Source organism: Lishizhenia sp., from assembly GCF_057456495.1.
Map to the genome: position 1 here is coordinate 18077 of NZ_JBVCPV010000004.1, position 22109 is coordinate 40185.

A 22109-nucleotide genomic window follows, 5' to 3' on the forward strand; every position below is an offset into this window, starting at 1 on the left:
AAAACTAAAAAATTACCTTAGGTGATGCGCAATTTTTTTTCATCCATACTCATATTTTTCACATTATTAACAGGACTATTCTCCTTCGCTCAAGAGGAGGTTGTATTGCCTGATGGCGTGAGAACAATTGTTATTGATCCAGGACATGGTGGTCACGATCCTGGTTGTCATGGTGAACACTCTAAAGAAAAAGATATAGCCTTGGCTATTGGACTTAAATTGGGAGAATACATCGGAGGTAAGTATCCTGAGATAAAAATCATTTATACACGTAAAACCGACGTGTTTGTTTCTCTAGATGACCGAGCGAAATTGGCCAATGATAATCATGCAGATTTGTTTATCTGTATACACGCAAACGCTGCTAGTCCAGCTGCGAAAGGTGTGGAAACTTATGTTTTAGGATTGCACAGAACGGAGAGTCAACAAAAAATTGCAGAAAGAGAAAACAGTACAATTTATTTAGAGGAGGATAATGGTGAAAAGTACAAAGACTTTGATTTGAGTCCGGACGCGATTATTGCGCGCAACTTACAATTGAGTGTGTTCTTACAGCAAAGCATCAGTTTTGCGGCTAAAGTTCAGGCCCAATTTAAGAATTTGGGTCGTCACGACAGGGGAGTGAAACAAGCTGGTTTTCTTGTACTCTATAAAACAACGATGCCAAGTGTGTTGATAGAAACTGGTTTTTTGACGCATAAAGAAGAGGAAGAATTTCTTTCGAATCCGGTGAATCAACAAAAAATGGCCAATAGTATCTTTAAAGCTTTTCAAGAATACAAAAGTGAAATTGAAGGGGTGAATACTTTGATTGTGGATGCCAAAGAAATTGCAGATTTACCTGATAGCTTACTCAATGTAACAGATACATCCGAAGCAATCACAGAAGTGAAAGAGGAAGTTTTTTACGTAGAAGAGGAAGATTTGACGGATAAGTATGTTTTTAAGGTGCAAATAGAAACTTCTACGACCAAGGTGGCTCTTAATGATACTAGGTTTAAAGGACTAACAGTAGAGGAATATTTTCAGAATAAACTCTTTAAGTATACCGTTGGAAATTATGTAATGGATATAGACGCTGCTTTTAAACTGCGCAAAGAAATGGTGGCAAAAGGGTATTCCTCAGCTTTTGTAGTGGCTTTTAAAAATGGAGAACGTGTCTCTATAACTGAAGCTCGCGCTGCTCTACCTTAATATTCTATCACGTAATCTAAGGTATCGAAAGGGGTTGTGATTAAACTGTCAAAAACGACGAGACTAATTTCAGGTACCCAATAAATAAATTTATAATATTGGTTTCCGTTGTTGGCACAATACAGGTTGGTGTCAATGTTTGCCCCGTTGAAAAAGCGTTGTCCTAATCCACAACAAGATTCACAACCTGTTTTTGCTTCGTAAATCTCTAATTTCAATTGATCATTAGGGTCGCTCGCTCCCGTGTTTTTTATTTTAAAATTGATGAAAGCTTTTGCGTGGGTTGTGTAATTGAAAATGTTGTCATTTTCGGTAGTTATTTCCGAGAAAAATATGGTTTCGTCAATGGGGAAGTAATTGTCTTTTTCAACCTTAAGGTAGAATTTAAGATCTCGCTCTCTTAAAAAAGTAAAGCTATAATCTCCTGAAGCGTTTAGCGTACTTTCTCCTACAATTCTTACATCCCCTGTATTCGCATCAACAGCAGTTAATGTTACTTGGGCATTTTCTAAACCTTGGTTAAAACTTTCGTCGTAGATATTTCCTTTAATGGTAAATTCTAAAGGATCCTTTTTACAGGCTATTAAGATTGGTAAAACTAAAATGATGAGGGTGAAGTGAAACAGCGCTTTTTTCATGACATTAAAAATAAGGAAAAAGCCATGAATTCAAATATGAATTATTTCAAGTGTAGCTTATTTCTAATGAAGGCGGTCATTTTCTCCATGTTCGTATAAGGAATCCAAGTGGCCTCTTTGTATCTCTTAAACCATGTAATTTGACGCTTCGCGTAACGTCTTGTATTGCGCTTTATTAATTCAATACATTCTTCTTTAGTACTTTCCCCGTTGAAGTAAGCAAAGATTTCTTTATATCCCACGGTGTTTAAACTTTGAAGGTGTTTGAGGTGGGCAACACGTTCGACTTCTTCAAATAACCCATCCTGAACCATTATATCAACACGTTGGTTTATTCTATCGTAAAGAACCTCCCTGGGATGGTCTAAGATAAATATGTAGGCATTGAAATTTCTCACCTTTTTGGCGTTTTTACGCAGCTCAGAAAATTTTTGTCCTGAACACTTTATAGCTTCAAGTGCGCGTATAACCCTATGACTGTTTCCTTTGTCTACTTCCTGAAAATAATCGGGGTCTTTTTCCTCAAGTTCTTCTAATAAGTTAGCTAAACCTTTTTCCTTCTCTAGGTTTATATAATGTTCCTTTACTTGATCATCTTTTGGGATGTCATCAATGCCATATAAAATAGCATCAATGAATAAACCTGAACCACCTGTTAGAATTACGTTGTCATGTTTTTCGAATAATTTATCCAATAGGGGAATGGCTTCTTCTTCAAAGGCACCAGAAGAAACTGGATTTTCTAAGGAATGACTATCTATAAAATAATGGGGAACTCCTTCTTGTTCTTCTAGACTCGGTTTTGCAGTACCGATGGCAACTTCTTTGTAAAACTGTCTACTATCAGCGGAGAGGATTGGGCATTGTAATTGTTTGGCAAGAGCTACTGAAAGACCTGTTTTACCACTGGCAGTGGCCCCTCCAATTACAACTAAGTTTTTCATAACGAATCTAATAAAAATGAGAAAGGAGCAAAACTAGCGTTTTACTCCTTTCAATCTAACCTACCTTTTACAACTAAACCTGAGGCAAATTTAATGAAGTTTTTGAGTTGACAAAACAAATGTTGATAAAAAAACAGAAAACTTTAGTTTATAGACATAAATCAAGGATGATCGGTTGAAGGGAGAAAAAGAATTTCATTTCTAAAATGATGAATTGATTATCTTTGTTCCGTAAACAAAATGAATACTATGTTATTAAAAGATAAGGTTGTCATCATTACAGGTGCGTCTAGAGGAATAGGTAAGGCTATTGCACAGAAGTGTGTAGAAGAAGGAGCTAAAGTTGCTTTTACTTACTTGTCTTCAGAGGAAAAAGCAAAGGCATTAGAAGCTGAATTAACTCAGAATGGAGGAGAGGTAAAAGGGTTTAAATCTAATGCAAGTGATTTTGATGCAGCTCAAAAATTAGTTGACGACGTTATGGAAGCATTTGGTCAAGTTGATGTGTTGATCAATAATGCAGGTATTACCAGAGATACTTTGTTGATGAGAATGACAGAGCAACAGTGGGATGAAGTAATGAACACGAACTTGAAATCTGCATTTAACTTAACAAAAGCAGTTCAGCGTCCAATGTTAAAGGCTAGAAAAGGATCTATCATTAATATGTCTTCTGTAGTAGGTGTTTCTGGAAATGCAGGACAAGCAAACTATGCAGCTTCTAAAGCTGGAATGATTGGATTTACAAAGAGTGTTGCTCAAGAGTTAGGATCTAGAAACATTAGATGTAATGCAATTGCACCAGGATTTATCGAAACTGAAATGACGGGAGCATTGGATGAGAAAGTTGTTCAAGAGTGGAGAAATTCAATTCCTTTGAAAAGAGGTGGTTCTCCAGAAGATGTTGCAAATGCAACGGTATTCTTAGCTTCTGATATGTCAGCTTATATTACAGGACAAACACTTCACGTTTGTGGAGGTATGTTAATTTAAGCACTATTAAGATATAAATGTAAAGGCTCCTTTTAGGAGCCTTTTTTATTTTCTGATAATTGATTGCATCAACTTCTGTGGAAGCTGGTAGAATAAGATAATACCAAATAACAAGGACATGGCCCACAATACAAGCATGTTGATTTGATAGGTGCTGTATTTTTTATTAAACATGTATTTATAGGCTGAATAAAAATGCGCATTTAATAATCCACTGTCTGGTGTTATGTATATCAAGTTGTGCTTAGGTATGATTTCATTTTTAGCAATTACATATTGGCTGAGTTCTTTTTTATTGCACAAAAGATCTTCTAATGCTTCGTTGGCATATGTTTTTTCAGCTTTATCAAATAGAGCTGGAGTCATTTCATATTTAATATTCTCTATGGCCGAGCTTGCGTGATGGAGTTCCTTTTTGTAGTAAGCCTCGAGCGTGTGAATGAAGTTTCTGATATTGGTGAAAGTTGAGGAAGTTTGAAGGATTTTAGCTTCCAAGTCATTCACACAATTTTGACAATTAAAATTTTCCGGATTGAAAAGAGACTCTTCCTTTTTAATTTCATTGATTAATAATTGAGTGGCATTTTCAACTGCTTCCGTTTTGATTTTTGTATCCTTATATTTTTCTAAAACATTAAGTTGCGTTTCTAATTCAGGAAGTAAATAATTGATTTTCCAATCGTATTCTGATTCCTGTTTTCGAAGGGGATAAATTTCTTTTTCAAAGCGGTTGTCTTTGTATTGACTCACAGCCAAAGCTTCATACGCCCATCTGGCGGCAATAACGTTACCTATCCAAGGTACAGATTTTTGTTCTGCGAAACTAGGGTTGAGTTTATCGTATTTAACAATGACTCCAGAAAACAACAGTTGTGGAATAATGACGATAGGAATGACAATATAAATCACTTTGGCACTATTGAAACTTGCGGAAATAATTAGTCCCAACATTGAAGCAAAGAAGGAAGTAGAAAAGAGTACTCCAAAATACTCCCAGAACATTCCTTCGATATTCAAAATAGTGTTACCTACTAGAATAAACAGAGCAGATTGCACCATTGAAATAATTCCCATGATGATAATTTTGGAACAGAGATAACTCCCCCAGCTTAAATTCATGAAGGCTTCTCGTTTCAATATTTTCTTATCCTTTATAATCTCTTCTGCAGAAACCGTTAAGCCTAAAAACAAGCTTATGATTACAGCAATAAAGATGTATTGCGGAATGTTCTGATTATGGAAAAAGCTATACCCGTTGGCATTGATCTTATAAAAACGTACAAAATAAGCGATGATTAATGCTAAAACTGGAGCTTCCAATAGGGTGATAAGAACGTACTGTAAATTCGATAATTTTGTTTTTACATCCCTTTGGAAATATACTAATAGCTGTTTCATCGAGGAAGGAATGTTCGATTTAGCCTTAATCGCAGGAAGCTTAGTAAATTTTATGTGCTTTTTACGCTTCTTTTTATTGAACTTCTCTTCCCATTCTTTCGGACTTGTTTTTCTTTGGTCTGTGAAATTACCCAGTTCATCAACAACTTTTGCTTCGATGATATTAAAAAGCTGTTCTGGATTCACATTACCACATGTTGGACACTCCCTTTCTTTGTGGTTAACGTGATTGGTCAAACTCTTGAAATGTACAATAGCGTCTACCGGGTCTCCATAAAATATAGAATATCCTCCATCGTCTAGAATGAGAAGTCTATCAAACATTCTAAAAATTTCTGAGGACGGTTGGTGAATAACGGCAAAAATCAATTTTCCTTTTAACGCCAATTCCTTTAACAAGTCCATGATACGCTCAGAATCTCTTGAGGAAAGTCCAGATGTCGGTTCATCCACGAATAATATCGCTGGTTCTCTTATGAGTTCCATAGCTATATTTAATCGTTTACGTTGACCACCTGAAATTGATTTTTTGAGTGGACTTCCTACTTTTAAATTCTTAGCTTCTAACAAACCTATGGTTTGCAACAAGTCAATTACTTTATTATGTAGTTCTTTATGCGATAGATGTTTAAAACTTAACTTAGCACTATAGTAAAGGTTGTCGTATACACTTAATTCTTCAAAAAGAAGATCGTCTTGAGAGATGTTCCCAATAAGTCCACTTATTTCATCATTGTCTGTATGGACATTTACACCGTTTAATTCTACACTTCCTTCTGTAGGAACGGTAGAACCATTGAGTATATTTAATAGGGTTGTTTTTCCCGACCCAGAACTCCCCATGATGGCAACAAGGTTACCATTACTTTCTGTAAAGCTTACATTGTGCAAACCTATCCGTCCATTTGGAAAGACGTGATTAATTTTAGACGCCTTAAAGTTAAAGGCCTCGTTATCCATTCCTTTATTGAAGAATGAACTTACATCACTATAGTAAAGGTTGGGAGACTTTAGAGATTTAAAATTAGATCCCTGTGTTAGAATATGTACTTTATCGTTGGGAACAACCTGAGCGTTAATGGTGAATTCGTCTTTACCATAGTATCTCAAGAAATACATTTTTACCGTCTCTAAATACAGCACGGCAATTTCACTTTCTAAATTCTTGACGATAAATTGCTTAGAATTTTTAATATCATCATTATGTGTGTTACGTATCAATAAAACCTTATGATGATCTATCGCTTTTTCTGAAAATATAAATTCCGTTATCAGATCGTATTTTTCTTTCGCAATATTGAAAGACTCAGCTACGGTTTCTAAGAATTCTATTTCCTGATGGGTAATTTCTTGACTTGTATTGATGAACTCAATAATTCTCACCAATACAACATAACGCTGCTTCTGATTTAATTCTTTATTAATTTCAGAACAGATACGGAGGAGTTTTACAGAGTTACCTGCCGTACGTTTACGCTTACCATTTTTTTTGTTGACCCTTCCATTGTGTATGTAAAGGTGATTGTCAAATTTAATAAGGTAGTCTTGAACAAGTTCGCTATTGAGTTCTTGCTCTAAAAACTGTTTTACAATTTTTCTACCCTTGGATGAGGTGATTAGGTTTTCAAGGTTGTCATCTTCCGATTTCGAGATAATCGCGAAGAGCTGCATAAGTGCATTTAAAACCTTTTCATTCATGCTCTACTTTTGAAAACCTATATACATTATGGCACAACCCGAGACCTTTTTGTCTAAATCCAATTCTGTTTCTATTCTAACATTAATGGTTGAGGCAATTTTAAAGTCCCAGTAAGGTGCATTTCGCTGATCCTTATTGGTGAAAAGGATATTGTCATTTTCATCGTAAATGGTAAAAATAACATAGTCATCTGCCGTTCCAGCTGAAGCAGCAACACGGTAAACGGAGTTTCCGTAAAACGTGGTTTTAAATTCCGCTTTTTCCCTATCTAGGTAGGCAATATAGGCTTGACCATCACTTACAAAGCTTCGCCCTTTATCGTCTTCGGTGAGATAAGACTCTACAACCGTTTGTACAGAATCACAATCTTGTGTATATCCTATAGCACTCAACAATAAAAGGGAGAATAAGATGATTATTCGATACATAATGTTTTGCAATTATTCAATAATAAAAGTTCGTAGAGCGTTAAAATCAGACATCAATTCTTCAAAAGTATCGTGATCTATCTCTAATTCTGTTCTACTATTGATTGTGGTTAATTTTTCCTTTTTGTCAGTTGTTGAAGGTATGTAAGTGTAACTGCGCTTCACTTTACTATAAGTTTTACGTAGCTTTTTAAATTTCTCTATTAAATCTTTATTGATATCCTCCTCGTTGTATTTATCCAGAAGGGTAATAAAAGTTTCAATGGTTAAACGTTGTTCTGCAATCCTATCCAGTAAACTCTGGTTGTTTTGCATGTTGTATAAATTACTCGTAATATACATAGATTCTACCCAACCTCCTACTAAAATAAGTGCGCTCAGGTTTTTATCTTCGGTACGCTTTATTTCATAATCAATTTTGCTAAAGGCTTCACTTAACAAAACCACCATGGTGTCTTCGTTGGTAGCATTGTTTTGGTAACGGTTAAAAAACTGTTCTCCAAAGGTATGATTTAAGCCTAGATCTTCTGATAAACCTTGAATAGCCGTGAGGTATTTCAAAGCATCATTGTTTTTTTTGTATAATGCTGTAATTCCTAAATCAGCTCCGTAAACTCCTAGGTTAAGTGCCTTTTTCTGATTTGTGACATACTTTTCAGCTTCAGAATAACTGCTTAAAAGTGTAAAGTCATATTTGTAATTAAGACTTTTTATCAAAATTGCAGTTTGTACAGGCGAAGGAATAGAAAATAATTGTCCATCAAAAGTGGTATTGAAAGCCCGGTTAGGATCTTTCAAAAAGGGATCTATTTCTTGCTTTTCTATAGGAGCTTTTTTCGTAGTTTCTTCACTACAAGCAACTAAGCTCAAAGAAATACCTAATAGCAATAGTAAGTTAACTTTTAAATTCATTATTATTCTTGAATGAGTTAGGCTAAAATAAGAAAAAATACCAGAAAAGTTAGTTGAAGTCAAAAAGACTTACTCCTGTATTTTTAAATCCATACTCAATGATTTGCTACCTTTTTTGTTTCTTTGTGAAAAATAGAATTTTATGTTTTCAAGACCGAGAAGAAATAGAAAATCTGCTGCCATTCGCAACATGATTCAAGAAACTCATTTAGGAGTTGAACACTTAATCTATCCATTGTTTTTAGTAAATGGAAAGAATGTAAAGGATGAAGTAGCATCGATGCCTGGAAATTACAGGTGGAGTTTGGACTTGCTCTTGAAAGAAATAGAAGAATGTGTAAAATTAGGGGTCGTAAGTTTTGATTTATTCCCCGCGGTTGATGAGGCGTTAAAAGATCAAAAAGCTTCTTACAGTTATGCAGACGATAACTTTTATTTACACGCTATTCGCAAGATAAAGGAAACTTTCCCAGATATCATGTTGATGTCAGACGTTGCTATGGATCCGTATTCTTCTGACGGTCATGATGGCGTTGTGAGAGATGGTAAGATTTTGAACGATGTGACTTTACCCATTCTTTCTAAAATGGCATTAGCACAAGCACAAGCGGGAGTGGACATTATTGGTCCATCAGATATGATGGATGGAAGAGTTGCAGAGATTCGCCAAACCTTGGATGAAAACAAGTATGAAGATGTTTCCATTATGTCTTATACTGCAAAATATGCCAGTGCATTTTATGGCCCTTTTAGAGATGCTTTAGATTCAGCACCGAAATCGGGTGATAAGAAAACCTATCAAATGAATCCGGCCAATAAACGCGAGGCATTAATCGAAGCGGATTTAGATCAGGCAGAGGGTGCAGATATGTTAATGGTAAAACCAGCTTTGGCTTACTTGGATGTAATTCACCTTTTGAATGAAAATTACGACTTGCCAATTACTGCCTACAACGTTTCTGGAGAATGTGCAATGTTATACGCAGCAGCTCAAAACGGGTGGCTCGATTACAACCAAGCCATGCCCGAAATGCTATTGAGTATGCGAAGAGCAGGAGCAAGTGCAATTCTTACTTACTTCGCGAAAGATTTTGCAAAACTGATTAAATCGTAACTTCTTTTTTAGGTAGAGGAACTTGAAAAATATCATCCGTTCTTTCTACAAATTGAAGCTTAGATAATGTGGCCTCTCCAAGTTTTTTGGTGAGGCCTTTTTCTTTATCCCAAGCGTAAAACTCCCAGGAGGTAGCCATTGGGATTCCATCAACGTCTACGTATTTTTTGTAAACGATGGCATGAGGATCTTCTTCGGCGGTTTTTTGGTCTTTACCCAAAGACACGATATAAGCTGCGGCGTGCAATAATCCACTTTTCTGATCCTGGTATAAAATGTACCAATCATCTGGTGCGTCTCCTATGTTCTCTCCAAAGGTTAAACGTTGCGCGTTGTAGTTCTTTCCTCCTAAATTGCTCTTGGCGTACTCCTCCAATTGAATTCCATTATCATTTAACTTATACGGCAAGGCCATGAAGTAAGACCATGTAAAAATATCAAAGCGTGCCCTGGGGTAGTTTGCGGTGTCCGGACTCAACCAAACAGTGTCTTCGGTAAACATTAAAGCTTTACCATCTCTATGGAGCAATGCGGTTTCTTGGGTTTGAGTGTCATAGATCATTTTTGCATCCAAGCGTTGTTTTCCACCAAAAGTAAGTTTGATGTCAGCTGTGAAAACTCCTGCTTGTTTAAACTTTTCGTAATGATGATGCGTGTTGATCTCCTTTATAAATAAGGGAAGTTCTGTTTGTGATTTCTCCGTCGTGGTTACCGAACACGAGAAAAGCAAAAGACTCGTAATAGGAATCAGTAATTTCTTCATAGATAAATGGACGTTTGCATGTGGACTTTCTTACAATTAGTATTAACTTTCAAACATGCATTTCCACCCAAAATATTTAATTCCATTGATATTCTTGTTATGCTGCACAACTTGTGGTTTAACAGATGTAAAAGTTCAAGTGCCAAAATCTAAGCGCAAACTCAATTTAAGTAGACAAGGTTTAAAAGAAATCCCATCCTATGTTTTTGAAATGAAAGATTTGGAGGTTCTGCGCTTATATGAAAATGAATTCAGCGAGCTACCAGAGGAATTGGGAAAGTTGAAAAAACTGAAAAAACTCTACATCGGTAAAAATAAATTGGAGTATTTACCAAGCGTATTGGGCGAATTGGAGAGCTTGGAGTTGCTTTCGGTTCAGTACAACGAGATCGACAGTATTTCTCCAGATCTTGCCAATGCCAAGCAACTTACACAGCTTATCGTAAATAATAATCGACTCAAGACCCTGCCTGCCTTTATTGGCGACCTTCCTGAACTTAAAAATTTATGGTTGAATTTTAATGAATTGGAAGTCATCCATGATAGCGTTTTCAATGCCACCAGTTTAGAGTTTATAAGTTTAAATAGAAACTTTTTAGATAGTATTCCTTCAACAATTTCCCAGTGTTCTAATCTTAGAGAAATTCATATGATTAATGCAGGATCTTTGGTGCAATTGCCAGAAAGTCTTTGCGACCTCAGGCGTATGGATATTTTAGAGGTGGATAAACAAGTTGTTATTCCTCAATGTTTATTGGTAAGGCAAACAACACCCTTGCGTATTATTTTAAGGTAGACGGGGCTGCCTTAACGGGCTATACGTTTTAGTCACACCCCCTCTTTTATGTTTGTAAATCAACAACACCGGCACTTCCGCTGGTCGTACCTGCTTTGTTGTTACAAGCAATAAAAGAAGCGCTATGAGCTACCACTGCTATCCCTGGCAGAGTACTTACTGCGATACATAGCTTTGAAAAAATCATAAAGGGTGGCGTGGATTTTCAATCGGTATGCGTAGCTTGGGGAAACAATCTATGTATTGAGTTTCTTATATTTTTCTTCTCCTTTAACTTTAAGTCCGTACGCCCAGAAAATTGCCAAATCAAAAGCGAAGTGTGCTCCAATGCAAAACCATAAGCCCAAGCGGTCATAGGCAAAAGCCAGGGAGAGAATAAAAGGGAGTATGAATAAACCGTAGATGAATATGCGCCATTTTTTAGGGTTGAGATAACCGTGAATAGCAATGAAAAGTATACTAGTCAGTACTGGCCCAAGCCAATGTTGTATACCTGCTCTAAACAATATTTCTTCTCCAAATCCAGCAAAGAAAGACATGCAAAGTATATCCATCCAATTTAAATTGAGAGCATTGAGGTAGCGCTGTTGCTTAGGGTCATCTTCCATGATACCACTTTCTGAAAAAGCCATCACTAATAAGGCGTAGAATAAACCATAAATTATACCGATGACCCAGAAATAATTTTCGAGTTCATGAAAGGCAAGGATTTCCCAAATGGAGAAATCTTCGAAAAAATTAAGCGCCCAAACTGCAGGTAATGGAAAGATTAAAAATGTAATTAAACCGAAAATGTAAAATTGCGTTTTGGGCTGCATTAATATTATTTTTGTTTAAAAATAAGAAAGCATGCGAGACAAGATCAAAGATTGGATTTTTAGTTTCTACGAAAATGGAAATATGTCGGCAGACCAGATTCTACACAGTGAGACTTTTCAGAGTCATCAGCTTTTGTGGACCCTGGGTATGTTCGTAGCCATGATCATTTTGTCTATACTCATTTGGATTTTATCAAGGCAAGTGATGCTGCAGTTTTTGCACATGTTGGCAGATAGATCGAAAACAGAGTGGGATGATATCTTGGTGAAAAATAAATTTTTCTATGCCTTGGCTCAGCTCGTTCCTTTGTATTTTATGGATTACCTAGCGTCCATAGTATTTCAGTTTTATCCTGAGAAATTAGATTATGCCTTACGACTAATAGATGTGGTGTTGGTATTCGTGATCTTGATTTCTGTAATGCGTTTTTTAAATTCCACAAGGGATATTCTTCAGCAAAAAGAGTCTTTAGCAGATAAGCCTATTAATAGTTATGTACAAGTAGCTAAAATTGTATTGTCCATCATGATGGTCATGGTAATGCTGTCGGTTATTACAGACCAGTCGGCCATGAAAATACTTACTGCGTTTGGTGCAATGACAGCCATTATCTTATTGGTTTTTAAAGACACGATTTTAGGTTTTGTTAGCTCCATTCAATTATCAGCTAATGATATGGTGCGCATTGGAGATTGGGTAACCATGGAAAAATTCGGTGCCGATGGAGATGTTATTGAGGTGAATTTGGCTACGGTAAAAGTGCAGAACTTTGATAAAACCATTACTACTATCCCGACTTACTCTATGATTTCTGATTCTTTCAAAAATTGGAGAGGGATGCAAGACAGTGAGGGAAGAAGGATTAAAAGAGCCATATTAATTCATATAGACAGTGTTAAATTTGCTTCTCCAGCAATGATAGAACGTTTGTCGAAAGAGAAATTCTTGACAGATTTTATCAATAAAAGACAAGCTGAAATTAAGCAGTACAACGATGAAAAGGGCTATGGTCCGGATAGTTTGCAAGCAAGGAAACAAACGAATTTAGGATTGTTTAGAGCTTACATGGAGTTCTACTTGCACAACAATCCAAACATCAATCAAGACATGTCTTTGATGGTACGACAATTAGAACCGAAGGAATTAGGGGTTCCTATGGAGATATATTGTTTCAGTAAAATAAAAGATTGGGAACCTTACGAAGGAGTAGTGGCCGATATTTTCGACCATATTTTTGCTTCGATTCACACCTTTGAACTTTCTATTTTCGAGAGTCCAAGTGGTAGAGATATGCGAGGCTTGGTTAAGGAGTTAAACGCTTAATGATTTCGGCGTGCTCTGGATAGCGCGCGAGAAGATCTTCTTCTGAATAGAGTTTAAAATCTTGGAAATCGAATCCAGGAGCCACGGCACAACTTACGAATGAATAACTGTTTTCTTCTGAAACCGTTGAGCCAAAGATGAGTCCTTTAGGGACTAATACTTGTGGCTGTTCACCAGCACTTAGGTTGTTTCCTACTTTTAGTGCTTTGTATTCGCCTGCTTCTGATAGGGTATGTACGGTAAGCGATGATCCTTCGTGGTAATACCAGATTTCATCGCTTTCGATTTTATGGAAATTGGAGGCATTATCAGAGGTCAATAAAAAATAGATACTCGTCAATAGATTACGGGTTCCTTGAGGTGTGTGGGTTGTTTCCACCGATCTGTAAAGTTCTTTAAACCATCCACCTTCAGGGTGTGCTTCTAATTGAAACGTAGCTACAATTTCTTGAATTCTCTTTTGCATAAAATTATTGTTCTATAGGTCCTCTGTTGTATTGCCAACCCTTGTTTTCTACGTTATGGAAGAAATATTTAAAGTCCAGAGAAAAAGTAGCACCGGTTAATATTCCTTGGTTACCGATTACATAACCTTGTTCTGTTTGACGGTATGCTGAACCTACTTCAAGAGTAGGGGATACAGGGATTTTACTGGCAACCCCCATGTAAAAAGTACCTTCTTTTCTTGTTCTTAATTCAAACCCAACGGCTGCGTTAATCGCGAAGGATAAATAACCATTTTTACTTTGGTCTTTGGTATATCTACTTCCTGCAAAAACAAATTGATGAGGTGTATTTCCCACATTGATAGAATCTCTAACGTCTGAAGGGTTGAAGTTAAGCGAACCACCCAACATGGCATTGGCGTATAAGTTTCTACCTAGTTGTATAAATACAAGTGCATTTACCGGAAGGTCAAAATTTACGATACCAAAATCACCGTTAACGTAGAGGTTAGAGTCAGACAGAGAAATATCTGCTTTATAATTTCTGGTGGTGTAGAGTAAACCAGTTTCTAAAGCAATTAAATCTGTAACTCTAGACCTTACAACCGCGCCAAAGCTATAACCAAAGGCTGAGGAAACAGTAGTGCGTAAATTACCATTTTGAAGATCTACTGGAGCGTCACCCACTACTCCAAATGGAATCAAAGGTTTGTAATTGAATCCAAAAAAGCTTTCAGATTTCAGTTTACTGACCTGACTCATGGTAAAAACACTAAATAGGGCGAATGTTAGGGTTATAATCGTTTTCATGCAGTCTAATATATAATTCAGTAAACAATTTTTCTGGCGAGAAATCTTAAACTATTCAATTTATTGATTTTGCTGTAGTTCCAGTGTTCTTTTTTCTAAAACCTCTTGGTGAGCACAGTACCCCATGCACGCCATTATAACAGCGGCTGTTACAAACAATAAAACAAAGTAACGCAAGAAGTTATTTTTTATTAGAAAACTTCTATGTTCAGCTTCAACTGTAAAGTTTAGATGAGACACTTTTTTGTTGTCTCTTTTGTGAATACCGTAGAGGTAAAAAGTTTTAGTTCGAGGTGTGTCCTCAGATTTCTCGAACCAAATTTTGTCTTTTTTTAAGGCGTTCTCAAAGCTTTTTGCTCTATTTATATCAGCAAATCTATATACAATATAGTCTTTGTTGCTCGGGTGTTGAACGTAGTTCACTAAACCGAGGTCTGTTAAATGTTCTACTCCTGAATCCATTCTGTTACGTATTCAATAGGTTTTCTTCTTCCTTTAGGCCATTCATTCTCTGGGTACCCTAGGTAGAAAAATCCAAGACACTTATCCTTTTCTCCAAGACCTAAAAATTCCTTTACATCATCCGTCTTCATAAACCCTGGTGTTGACCAAAATCCTGCTAATCCATAAGCAGTGCAAGTTAAGTACATGTTTTGTACGGCAGCGGCAACGGCCATGATTTCATCTAACTCAGAAATTCTTTCTTCTTCTTGACGTTTCATACAGATAGCAATAACTGCAGAAGCAGCCTTAGGTCTGTCTTGCATACGTGCCAATTTTAAAGGATTTTGCTTTTCTGGAGCAACATGTTTTAAGTACATCTCTTCAAAGAAGTTACCCAATTTATCTTTTCCCTCTTCCATAAACACCTTGAATCTCCAGGGTTGTGTCATACCATGAGTGGGCGCCCAAATTGCATTGTTCAATACTAATTCAACTTGTTCTTTGTGGACTTTTCGTGCACTAAAAAATTCAGGGTAAATGGTTCTTCTGTCTTTGATCAGTTCAGTAACCTCACTTAAATTGTGTCTCATTTGTTATGCTTCGTTTTCTACGAATGTTTTAAAATCGTTCAAATATTTTTGGGATTGCTTTTTAAAAGCTCCAGGCATTAATAAACCAAAGAGTTTCATAATACCTTTAAACTGGAATTCATTTTCTGTGAAATAACGCGTCGTGTTTTCATCTATAGCTTCGAAATGATTGCTAACAACGTTGAATACATTTTTGGCATCGTAAGTAGCAGTGAAGTCTTTTGGTAAATCCCAAGTTTTAATCTCCTCTATCATCACGATTTCTCGTTTCCCCATTTTATAGGTGAGTTTAGATTTTAACCCTGGTTTTCCGCGTTCTCCTTCTAAAACTTCAGCACTTACAAAACCTTGCTGCCATTTGGCTAAGTTGGACTCATCTTCAAACAAGGTGATAACTTTGCTTAAAGGCGCGTTTATCTGTACTTCATTGCTGTATTTCATCTCAGAAAATTTTGTTCAAAGTTAAGGATTTCTTGGAGAAGATAGCGGTGAAAAGGGTTGTGCTGAAAACAAAAAAAGACTGTTTGCCGAAACAAACAGTCTTTAACAAGTAAAAATAAAGCCTAGGGCTTCTAATTATTTTTTATCTACCTCTACAGCAGCTAATTCTTCAGCTTTGTATTCTCCTTTGTCAAGCTTTTCTTTCACTTTAACAAAAGTATCGATAGTGTATTGTACATCTTCTAATGTGTGTACTGCAGTAGGGATCAAACGCAACATAATTACGTCTTTAGGAACTACAGGGTAAATTACGATAGAACAGAAAATATTGTAGTTTTCTCTTAAATCGAAAGTCATGTTTGTAGCTTCTGCTAAGTTTCCTTTTAAGAAAACTGGAGTTACTGCAGAGTTAGTTACACCTAAGTCAAACCCAACTTCTTTCAATCCTTCTTGTAACGCAGTAGCGATTTTCCAAAGGTTGTTTTTGTGATCTGGGTTTGTTCTCAATAATTCTAAACGCTTACGAGCACCAACTACTAATGGCATTGGTAATGATTTCGCAAACATTTGAGAACGCATGTTGTAACGTAAGTACTCAACGATGTGTTCTTTAGCACAAATAAATGCTCCGATAGAAGCCATAGATTTTGCGAAAGTTCCGAACAATACATCGATTTCTTGGTGAACACCTTGCTCTTCTCCAGAACCTTGTCCTTTTTCACCAACTGTACCAAATCCGTGAGCATCATCAACGAATAAACGGAAGTCGTATTTTCCAGATTTTCTGAATTCAACGATATCCTTTAAACGCCCTTGGTCACCAGCCATTCCGAATACACCCTCAGTAATTACTAGGATACCTCCGTTAGTTTGGTCAGCCAATTTTGTTGCTCTCTCCATTTGCTTGTCAAAGCTCTCCATGTCGTTGTGTTGGAAAACTAAACGCTTACCAACGTGCAAACGCATACCATCTAAGATACAAGCGTGAGATTCACTATCATATACGATAACATCATTTCTGTCTACTAATGCATCAATAGCAGATACCATACCTTGGTAACCGAAGTTTAACAAGATAGTATCTTCCATTTCCATGAAGTCAGAAAGTTCATTTTCTAATGCTTCGTGTTCACTCGTTTGACCCGTCATCATACGAGATCCCATTGGGTAAGCCATCCCCCAATCAGCAGCCGCTTTAGCATCTGCCTCACGTACTTCTGGGTGGTTAGCTAATCCTAAGTAGTTGTTTACAGACCAAACCAAGCACTCTTTTCCTCTGAAAATCATCTTGTTTCCAATCTCTCCTTCCAACTTAGGGAATGTGAAGTATCCGTGTACTCCTTTCGCGAACTGACCAATTGGTCCTCTGTTCTGTTTTATTTTATCAAATATGTCTTGAGCCATATATGTGTTTTTTGCTGTTTTAAATGTATACCCCTCGGGGTCATACGGTTTGCAAATTTAATGTAATTCTGAAGAGTAGGAAAAATTACGGCAGGTAATTTTCAACAACACCCCATGAATGGGAGCTACTACAAACTTCGTTAATGCTTAGATAATATTGACTTCGCGCTCTAATTCAACACCAAACTTTGCACGAACATCTTCTATGATTTGCGCGGATAAATCATAAATGTCTTTTCCCTTCGCTCCTCCATAATTTACCAAGACTAAGGCTTGTTTTTTATGTACACCAAAATTGCCAAAGGTTTTTCCCTTCCACCCACTTTGTTCTATTAACCAACCTGCGGCGAGTTTAACTTTATCAGTACCTGCAGGGTAATTGGGCATTTCCGGGTACTTACTTTGTAACAGTTCAAATTCCCCCTTAGAGATAACTGGATTTTTAAAGAAGCTTCCGGCATTCCCTATTTCTTTTGGATCGGGCAGTTTACTTTGGCGAATGGTAATTACGGCCTCACTGATGTCTTTAATTCCCGGTATTTCAATTCCCTTATTGTGGAGTTCGTCCTGTATGGCGCCATAACTCATTTTTAAGAGGTGATTTTTTTTGGTGAGTTTGTAACAAACATGAGTAATCACAGCCTTGTTTTTTAGCTCACGTTTAAAAATACTTTCTCGATAACCAAAATTGCACTCTTCCTTTTTAAAGGTTTTGAGCGTTTTGTCAGAAAGGATATAAGCTTCTAGATGATCAAAGATGTCTTTGATTTCAACACCATAGGCTCCAATGTTTTGCATGGGACTTGTTCCAACATTACCTGGTATAAGCGAAAGGTTTTCAACACCACCGTAATTATGAGAGATACAATATTGAACGAATTCGTGCCAGTTTTCTCCAGCACCTACTTTTAAATAAATGAAATCTTCATCTTCTTTAAAGACTTCAATTCCTTTGATTTGGTTTTGGATAACCCACCCATTATAGTCTTGGGTTAATAGCATATTGCTTCCACCACCGAGAATCATAAAAGGCGCTGGTTGTAAGGCGAATATTTCTTTTAACTCGTCTACAGTTGAAAATGAAACGAATTTGCTGGCTGTGCTATCAACTCCAAAAGTAGTGTATGCTTTTAGATTAATATTTTCTTCAATATTTATCATGCGCTAAAGATAATGATAAAGCAAAGTGATGTGTAGCTGGGGGGCATTGTTTCTTTACTTACATCTGTTAATAAATTGAAGTTTGAATTTCCAAAAGTTCGACCTTTCATTAAATTTGTACTATGTTGAAAAAAGTGACCCCAGAGCAAGTAAATGCTTATAACAAAAACACCATGATGGAGGTGTTAGGGATTGAGTGTGTAGATGTTGGCGATGATTATATTGTGAGTACTATGCCTGTTGATCATAGAACACACCAGCCAATGGGCTTGCTGCATGGTGGTGCAAGTGCCGCCTTAATAGAGTCTATTGGGAGTATGGGGAGCGTTTTGTTGATTGACCCGAGCAAGCAGGCTCCTGTGGGTATTGAAATAAATGCCAATCACATAGGAAGTGTAAAGTCTGGAAAGGTGAAGGCTGTAGGTAAGGTTGTTCATGCAGGAAAGAAAACACATGTTTGGCAGGTTGATATTTTTGATATGGCTACAGACAAAATGGTATGTACAGGCAGACTTACTACTATGATAATCGATAGAAAATAGGAACATTGGGTTTACTGCAATATAGAATACCGGGAGAAGCTGTTTACCGCAAAGCCGGAGAATGGCGTGAAAAAGCTTTACAGGAGTTAGAAGCGGGCGACTTTGTGTTGAGTACCTTTAATAAAAATAGGGTATACGTTTTCAATGAAAGTCAAGATGAAAGTGATTTTACTTTTGCAAGTGAATTTCCCTACGCTGTAGCTAAAGAAGAGTATCTTGCTGAATTGAGTCAGTTTAAAAATGACTTTGCTGCTAAAGGAATTGCTAAAGCCATATTTTCTCGTGTTCATAGAGTAGAGCTAGCTGAACAATTGAATATTGATTTAGCCTTTGAACGCATGTGTGCGGAATATCCGAATGCATTTGTATACGTGATTTCGGGCAAGGAAGTAGGCACTTGGATGGGGGCAACACCTGAGACTTTGGTAAGTAGTAAGGAAGAAGCCTTTTATACAATGTCTTTGGCCGGCACGAAAAAAGAAAAGCAAACACCCTGGACGCACAAAGAGAAAGAAGAGCAAGCTTTTGTTACAGAGTATATAATAGATCGTTTGAATAAAGTAGGGGTGAGCAATCTGCAAACGGACGGACCTATGGATTTGTTTACTGGAGCGGTGTATCACTTAAAGACGGATATCTATTTTGAAGCTGCCATAAAAGAGGTGAATCATTTAATTGAACTTTTACATCCCACACCGGCTGTATGTGGAGTGCCGACGCACAAAGCATTAGATTTAATCGATCAGTACGAAAAACACAGCAGAGATTTCTATGCAGGTGTTATTGGTAGAATAGGAAGTGAAAGATGTGATTTATTTGTAAACTTAAGATGTATGCAAGTTTTCAAAGACGCTTTGGCTTTGTATGTGGGAGGTGGAATCACAAAAGATTCTGATGTAGAAGATGAATATCAAGAAACAATTAATAAAGCGCAAACCTTGTTGAAGGTTTTAAGTTAATAGATAAGTTTCGATACGTTTAAATCAACTTTTTCTCCAATACCATTAATGTTAGCGCTTTCTGTCCATTGCCAATGAACAATGGCTTTGTCATTTAAATATTTTGGAGATCTAGAATAGGAAGCAATCCAAAATTTAGTTCTGGGAAATTTATGCCTGAATTTAGTAGTATAGAAATGATCAGAAGTATAGATGATAGGTCGTATTCCTATACTTTTTTCAACGGCATCTAACCATATTTTCATTTTTGCGATTAAATCTTCATCCGAAAAGCCTTCTAATTCCACGTCTAAAACGGGAGGAAGGTCTCCTTGTTTATAGGAGTAGTGTTTTAAGAAATGCTCAACTTGTGGCCAAGGGTAGCTTTTAGTTGCCATGAAATGATAGGCACCGTGTTTAATTTTTCGTTTTAATAGGGATCTGCGGTTGCGCTTCCATTGTGTGTCTACATGGGTTTTGCCTTCCGTAGCTTTGAGGTAAACAAAATTGACTTCAACATGGTTGTCAGTTTCAAAAACTTCGTCCCAATTGATTTTACCTTGGTGATGAGAAACATCAATACCGGTTGATGCATATCCAGAAGGTTCTTGTAGGTTGAACTTAAGGTAGTGGTAAGATTGTGGCTGAAGGTAAAAATACCCTGCTGTTGCAGTGAGTATAAGGATGAGGATGACCAGGAATTTTTTCACGTGATTAAGATAAAAAAAATGGCACAAAAAAACCCCGATTAAAAATCGAGGTTATTATAGTATCTATAAAGAGAATTCTCCTAGTTGAAAGATCTTTTTTCCTTGATACGAGCTGATTTACCAGTTCTCTCACGGAAGTAGAATATACGTGCTCTACGTACAGATCCTTTTTTGTTTACTTTGATCTCAGTAATGAATGGAGAAGCGATTGGGAAGATACGCTCAACACCAATGTTTCCAGACATTTTTCTGATTGTGAAAGTTTCGGTTGCTCCAGAACCTCTTCTCTGTAATACAACCCCTTGGAACTGCTGAATTCTTTCTTTACTACCTTCTTTAATACTGTAGCTTACTGTAATTGTATCTCCGGCACCGAATGCAGGAAATTCTTTCATTTCAACTAATTCGCTCTGAAGTTCTCTTATAATATCCATTACTCTTCTTTTTTCGTATTCCCAATTTTGGGGGTGCAATATTAATTAAAAAAGATGAAATATACTCCATTTCATCTCGGATTTTTTAATGTCGTGCAAAGATAGGGAATCTTTCCAGTTTATTCAAAGTATTTATATGATTTCTTTTAATTTATTTTGAAATAAGTACTTGGTAGCCACTCTTCAATTGCCAAATCCAGCGGATATCCTGAAATAACCTCTGTTGTGATGCTTTAAAAATCTATGTCTAACTTGAAAAGTTTTTTCAGCGTTTCCAGGTTAGGGTTTCGCTTCGCCATTTCTTCAAACCTATCTTTTCCAGTATACATTTTCTTCTTACTGTCTTCACTTTGATTTACAGCACACTTCATTTGTATGTCGTAGTTCTTTAATGAAGCTCTTAAGAATTGTACTAAATCTGCCTCGTGAGAACGCATGAATTCTAACTGTACTAAGTTGTCTACATGATGCGTGATGAGCATTTCCTCTTCGTTGAAATAAGGCTCATTTACCGTAAGGGCAGAGAAAAGTGTTTCGAGTCCGGCACTTTTTTGTTTAAAAGCAAACTGGCGCCAGTACATTTTTAAGTCGTCTAAACTAAATTCTTCTGTGGGTTTATTCGCACTTCCGTTTTGAAGATCTTTTTGCTTTTCTTCTTTTTGCTTACGCAATAATTCTTGAATCGATAAATTCCCATTCTTTAAATTCCCAGTAGGGGCAGAAAGAACTTTGGCTTCTTTTTTCTCAGCAAAAGACGCGAAAGATGGTGCTGTACTTGCTTTTTTTGGTGCGGGTGCTTTTCCTTTTTGATCTTGTCCTTTAAAAGGAATGATCTGAACAGGGTCAGTTAATCTTTTTTTTTTTCGAATTCGTTTTTAATAGAACACAATTGCATTAAGGCAAGCTCTACTAATAAACGTTGATTTTTTGCAGCTTTGAACTGAACATCTGCCTGAGAAAGTACGCCTAAACTTCTCAATACCATTTGCGCATCCCATTGATTGGCTTGGTCTCTGTATTTCTCCTTTACACTTTCTCCAACCTCTAAAAGTTCTAAAGTGTTAAGGTCTTTACAAACCAATAAATTACGCATGTGTTCAGAAAGTCCTACAATAAATTGGTGACCGTCAAATCCTTTGTTTAAGATATCGTTGTACAACATTAAGGC

At 36.7% G+C, this 22109-nt stretch carries 24 protein-coding genes and 1 pseudogene; 7 read left to right on the forward strand and 18 right to left on the reverse strand.

All coding sequences use genetic code 11. The annotated features are described in order from the left end of the window. The first annotated feature begins 24 nt into the window (after positions 1 to 24). The gene (locus tag AC22ZQ_RS00675; protein WP_318956648.1) at positions 25 to 1194 is read left to right on the forward strand and encodes an N-acetylmuramoyl-L-alanine amidase family protein; all 1170 of its coding nucleotides are present in this window, start codon (positions 25 to 27) and stop codon (positions 1192 to 1194) included. On the opposite strand, the gene AC22ZQ_RS00680 is transcribed toward AC22ZQ_RS00675, so the two are convergent. Both AC22ZQ_RS00680 and miaA read right to left on the reverse strand, forming a co-directional pair. Beyond that, positions 1191 to 1832, reverse strand: coding sequence for a carboxypeptidase-like regulatory domain-containing protein (locus AC22ZQ_RS00680; RefSeq protein WP_318956649.1), 642 nt, complete (start codon positions 1830 to 1832; stop codon positions 1191 to 1193). The genes AC22ZQ_RS00675 and AC22ZQ_RS00680 overlap by 4 nt on opposite strands. Positions 1833 to 1873: 41 nt before the next feature. Beyond that, positions 1874 to 2776, reverse strand: a complete 903-nt coding sequence (gene miaA / locus AC22ZQ_RS00685) for a tRNA (adenosine(37)-N6)-dimethylallyltransferase MiaA (protein WP_318956650.1) — start codon at positions 2774 to 2776, stop codon at positions 1874 to 1876. Positions 2777 to 3025: 249 nt separating this feature from the next. On the opposite strand from miaA, the gene fabG reads away from it, so the two are divergent. Next, a complete protein-coding gene (gene fabG / locus AC22ZQ_RS00690; RefSeq protein WP_413468660.1) occupies positions 3026 to 3769 on the forward strand; it encodes a 3-oxoacyl-[acyl-carrier-protein] reductase in 744 nt (247 codons plus the stop codon). A gap of 45 nt (positions 3770 to 3814) precedes the next feature. On the opposite strand, the gene AC22ZQ_RS00695 is transcribed toward fabG, so the two are convergent. From AC22ZQ_RS00695 to AC22ZQ_RS00705, 3 genes are read right to left on the reverse strand one after another with little or no spacing between them, the layout of a single operon-like run. After that, positions 3815 to 6865, reverse strand: coding sequence for an ATP-binding cassette domain-containing protein (locus AC22ZQ_RS00695; protein ID WP_318956652.1), 3051 nt, complete (start codon positions 6863 to 6865; stop codon positions 3815 to 3817). A gap of 3 nt (positions 6866 to 6868) precedes the next feature. Beyond that, on the reverse strand, positions 6869 to 7294 hold the full coding sequence (locus tag AC22ZQ_RS00700; RefSeq protein WP_318956653.1) for a hypothetical protein: 426 nt from the start codon (positions 7292 to 7294) through the stop codon (positions 6869 to 6871). A 12-nt stretch (positions 7295 to 7306) separates the two neighbouring features. After that, the gene (locus AC22ZQ_RS00705; protein ID WP_318956654.1) at positions 7307 to 8206 is read right to left on the reverse strand and encodes a hypothetical protein; all 900 of its coding nucleotides are present in this window, start codon (positions 8204 to 8206) and stop codon (positions 7307 to 7309) included. 142 nt (positions 8207 to 8348) lie between these two features. Between AC22ZQ_RS00705 and hemB the strand changes: the two genes are divergently transcribed. After that, on the forward strand, positions 8349 to 9320 hold the full coding sequence (hemB, locus tag AC22ZQ_RS00710; RefSeq protein ID WP_318956655.1) for a porphobilinogen synthase: 972 nt from the start codon (positions 8349 to 8351) through the stop codon (positions 9318 to 9320). Here hemB and AC22ZQ_RS00715 read toward each other — a convergent pair. Then, positions 9310 to 10083 carry a DUF6503 family protein gene (locus tag AC22ZQ_RS00715; RefSeq protein ID WP_318956656.1) on the reverse strand — a complete coding sequence of 258 codons (774 nt, stop codon included), beginning with the start codon at positions 10081 to 10083 and terminating at the stop codon, positions 9310 to 9312. The genes hemB and AC22ZQ_RS00715 overlap by 11 nt on opposite strands. Positions 10084 to 10138: 55 nt before the next feature. On the opposite strand from AC22ZQ_RS00715, the gene AC22ZQ_RS00720 reads away from it, so the two are divergent. Continuing rightward, positions 10139 to 10879, forward strand: a complete 741-nt coding sequence (locus tag AC22ZQ_RS00720) for a leucine-rich repeat domain-containing protein (RefSeq protein ID WP_318956657.1) — start codon at positions 10139 to 10141, stop codon at positions 10877 to 10879. A 236-nt stretch (positions 10880 to 11115) separates the two neighbouring features. Here the strand turns inward: AC22ZQ_RS00720 and AC22ZQ_RS00725 are convergent, their stop codons facing one another. Beyond that, on the reverse strand, positions 11116 to 11697 hold the full coding sequence (locus tag AC22ZQ_RS00725; protein ID WP_318956658.1) for a CPBP family intramembrane glutamic endopeptidase: 582 nt from the start codon (positions 11695 to 11697) through the stop codon (positions 11116 to 11118). Between the two features lie 31 nt (positions 11698 to 11728). Here AC22ZQ_RS00725 and AC22ZQ_RS00730 point away from each other — a divergent pair, with 31 nt between their 5' ends. Next, positions 11729 to 13021, forward strand: coding sequence for a mechanosensitive ion channel family protein (locus tag AC22ZQ_RS00730; RefSeq protein WP_318956659.1), 1293 nt, complete (start codon positions 11729 to 11731; stop codon positions 13019 to 13021). On the opposite strand, the gene AC22ZQ_RS00735 is transcribed toward AC22ZQ_RS00730, so the two are convergent. The 7 genes from AC22ZQ_RS00735 to murB form a co-directional block, all read right to left on the reverse strand. Continuing rightward, on the reverse strand, positions 13002 to 13487 hold the full coding sequence (locus AC22ZQ_RS00735) for a cupin domain-containing protein (protein WP_318956660.1): 486 nt from the start codon (positions 13485 to 13487) through the stop codon (positions 13002 to 13004). The genes AC22ZQ_RS00730 and AC22ZQ_RS00735 overlap by 20 nt on opposite strands. A gap of 4 nt (positions 13488 to 13491) precedes the next feature. Beyond that, the gene (locus AC22ZQ_RS00740) at positions 13492 to 14277 is read right to left on the reverse strand and encodes an outer membrane beta-barrel protein (protein ID WP_318956661.1); all 786 of its coding nucleotides are present in this window, start codon (positions 14275 to 14277) and stop codon (positions 13492 to 13494) included. A 60-nt stretch (positions 14278 to 14337) separates the two neighbouring features. Continuing rightward, positions 14338 to 14739 carry a hypothetical protein gene (locus AC22ZQ_RS00745; RefSeq protein ID WP_318956662.1) on the reverse strand — a complete coding sequence of 134 codons (402 nt, stop codon included), beginning with the start codon at positions 14737 to 14739 and terminating at the stop codon, positions 14338 to 14340. Further along, complete coding sequence (locus tag AC22ZQ_RS00750) at positions 14724 to 15311, reverse strand: nitroreductase family protein (RefSeq protein WP_318956663.1); 588 nt, start codon at positions 15309 to 15311, stop codon at positions 14724 to 14726. The genes AC22ZQ_RS00745 and AC22ZQ_RS00750 overlap by 16 nt, the downstream gene beginning before the upstream one ends. 3 nt (positions 15312 to 15314) lie before the next feature. Then, positions 15315 to 15752, reverse strand: coding sequence for an SRPBCC family protein (locus AC22ZQ_RS00755; RefSeq protein ID WP_318956664.1), 438 nt, complete (start codon positions 15750 to 15752; stop codon positions 15315 to 15317). 135 nt (positions 15753 to 15887) lie between these two features. Next, a complete protein-coding gene (locus AC22ZQ_RS00760; RefSeq protein WP_318956665.1) occupies positions 15888 to 17156 on the reverse strand; it encodes an aminotransferase class I/II-fold pyridoxal phosphate-dependent enzyme in 1269 nt (422 codons plus the stop codon). A 147-nt stretch (positions 17157 to 17303) separates the two neighbouring features. Further along, positions 17304 to 18317 carry a UDP-N-acetylmuramate dehydrogenase gene (gene murB / locus AC22ZQ_RS00765; protein WP_318956666.1) on the reverse strand — a complete coding sequence of 338 codons (1014 nt, stop codon included), beginning with the start codon at positions 18315 to 18317 and terminating at the stop codon, positions 17304 to 17306. A gap of 122 nt (positions 18318 to 18439) precedes the next feature. On the opposite strand from murB, the gene AC22ZQ_RS00770 reads away from it, so the two are divergent. Next, entirely contained in the window at positions 18440 to 18859 is a 420-nt protein-coding gene (locus tag AC22ZQ_RS00770; RefSeq protein ID WP_318956667.1) for a hotdog fold thioesterase, read from the forward strand. A 5-nt stretch (positions 18860 to 18864) separates the two neighbouring features. Continuing rightward, complete coding sequence (locus AC22ZQ_RS00775; protein WP_318956668.1) at positions 18865 to 19818, forward strand: chorismate-binding protein; 954 nt, start codon at positions 18865 to 18867, stop codon at positions 19816 to 19818. On the opposite strand, the gene AC22ZQ_RS00780 is transcribed toward AC22ZQ_RS00775, so the two are convergent. From AC22ZQ_RS00780 to AC22ZQ_RS00795, 4 genes and pseudogenes are all read right to left on the reverse strand, one after another. Then, the gene (locus tag AC22ZQ_RS00780; protein WP_318956669.1) at positions 19815 to 20507 is read right to left on the reverse strand and encodes a glycoside hydrolase family 25 protein; all 693 of its coding nucleotides are present in this window, start codon (positions 20505 to 20507) and stop codon (positions 19815 to 19817) included. The two genes, AC22ZQ_RS00775 and AC22ZQ_RS00780, sit on opposite strands and share 4 nt — an antisense overlap. Positions 20508 to 20587: 80 nt before the next feature. Next, on the reverse strand, positions 20588 to 20941 hold the full coding sequence (gene rplS, locus AC22ZQ_RS00785) for a 50S ribosomal protein L19 (protein WP_090247624.1): 354 nt from the start codon (positions 20939 to 20941) through the stop codon (positions 20588 to 20590). Between the two features lie 233 nt (positions 20942 to 21174). Beyond that, complete coding sequence (locus AC22ZQ_RS00790; RefSeq protein ID WP_318956670.1) at positions 21175 to 21612, reverse strand: hypothetical protein; 438 nt, start codon at positions 21610 to 21612, stop codon at positions 21175 to 21177. A gap of 176 nt (positions 21613 to 21788) precedes the next feature. Then, positions 21789 to 22109: pseudogene (locus tag AC22ZQ_RS00795) on the reverse strand (DNA polymerase III subunit gamma/tau); the annotation flags it as partial.